Origin of the sequence: Asaia sp. W19, assembly GCF_003994335.1 — a bacterium.
In the GTDB taxonomy this organism is placed as follows: Bacteria; Pseudomonadota; Alphaproteobacteria; order Acetobacterales; family Acetobacteraceae; genus Asaia.
On sequence record NZ_PNQZ01000142.1, the window covers coordinates 1 to 1,763 of the forward strand.

2 protein-coding genes are annotated in these 1,763 nt (G+C 60.0%); both read right to left on the reverse strand.

The window, feature by feature from the left end; translation table 11 throughout:
* Positions 1-216 (reverse strand): cation:dicarboxylate symporter family transporter (locus C0V97_RS17425; protein ID WP_127103716.1); only part of this gene is annotated, 216 nt, incomplete at its 3' end.
* Positions 217-524: 308 nt separating this feature from the next.
* The gene (gene glk / locus C0V97_RS17430) at positions 525-1,499 is read right to left on the reverse strand and encodes a glucokinase (RefSeq protein WP_127102205.1); all 975 of its coding nucleotides are present in this window, start codon (positions 1,497-1,499) and stop codon (positions 525-527) included.
* Between the last annotated feature and the right edge of the window lie 264 nt (positions 1,500-1,763).

Sequence of the window (1,763 nt, forward strand, 5' to 3'; positions counted from 1 at the left end):
AAGAAAAATGACGGGCGGAATGATCATCTCCACGAGACGAAGGAAGCCGTCYCCGAAGGGCCGGAGCGCCTGCCCTGTCTCGGGAGCGAAGTGACCGATAAGCGACCCCGCCACGATCGCTGCCAGAACCTGAAAATAGGTGTGGCGCCAGAAGGGCTTGCGATGCTCCGCTGGTGCGGCCTCGCTGGGTTCCGGAAAGGTCGGATCTAGTTTCATATGGGCCCCTGCTTTCCGATCGCTTCCAGATAAATCAAGATTACAAAACTGTAATCACGAATGCACTAAACAAAGTCTTGCAGAAGGCAAAAGCACATTTTGTTGACGAGATAAATCGCCGAATGGTCCAGTTCGACTAAAGACACAAAAGGAGGCGACACAAAAAGAAATACCCGGCCTTAAGCCGGGTATTTCTTGCAGATGCTTCGCATGGTTACCGTGCAGGCACGGCCTGAGCCACGTCAGACACGACGGCCGCCAGGCCCTGCCTACCGGTGATTGGCCGAGCGCGTGACGGGGCTCCGGCCTTACAGCTCGGGATGGTCTGAAGCAAAGGCTGCGGCGGCGCCAAAGAGACCAGGCTGGGGATGGGTGATGATCTTGACCGGCATGTCGCCCATCATGCTCTCGAAGCGGCCTTTGGCCACAAAACGCTCGGCAAATCCGGAATGCGGGAGGCGATCGGCCACGCGCAGCCCGAGCCCGCCCGCAATCACGACACCTTGGGCGCGATGCGCAAGGGCCAGATCCCCCGCGACGGCACCAAGAGAGAGGAAGAAGCGCTCGAGCGCCGCAGCCGCCATCGAATCACGCCCCTCCATCGCCATTTCCCAAAGCGCCTTGTTGTCACGCATGGTGATCGGCAGGCCCTGCATTTCGGTGATGGTTTCATAGATATTGGTCAGGCCGGGTCCAGACACGATACGCTCCGCCGAGACACGACGGAAACGGCGACGCAGGGCACGCAGGATCTTGTCCTCGAACTCGTCCAGCGGCGCGAAATCGATATGCCCCCCTTCGGTTTCGATGACGAAATACTGGCCCTTGCGGCGAAGCAGGCAGGCAGCACCGAGGCCGGTGCCCGGACCAACGATCGTCGTCGTGCCTTCGGTGGGGAGCGGCCGGTCCGGCCCGCACAGATGCTCAAGATACTTGTCGTCGATCTGGGCCACAGCATGACCCACGGCGCCAAAATCATTGACGAGAGTAAAGTCCTCCAGATGCAGACGCTCTGCCAGCATGGCCGGCTGAATGATCCAGGGGTTATTGGTCATCTTGAGCGTTTCGCCCTGGATCGGACAGGCAATGGCCATGCCCGCATAACGGGGCAGAGGATGATCCAGTGTGCGCCCGAAAGCCTCCCAGGCAAGAGCCAGACTTGCATGATCTGCCGTACGGAGGGTTGTTGCCTCGCCCAGCTCGACAACACGGCCCTGATCGACCTTGGCGATCGCAAAACGTGCGTTCGTTCCGCCAATATCGATAGTGACAATATCCTGCATCGCTTGCTCCAGGGTGCCGGGAGCAGCCTCTGGCGGGGCCGCTCCGCACGGTTTTTCCGAGTTTCGTGACAAAGCACTCGCAGGCTACACGGCCTGCGTCAACACCCCCGGTGACAAATCGCGCTCAGCGCGGTGTCTGTTTGACTTTTGCTCGACGCAGAAGGAAATGCGCGATCGGACGCGGCACGATGGCGGAAAGAAACTTGAGCCCCAGAAAGAGGCGCGGAAAGACCAGAACCGCCTGATTGCGTTGGGCCGCCCGCG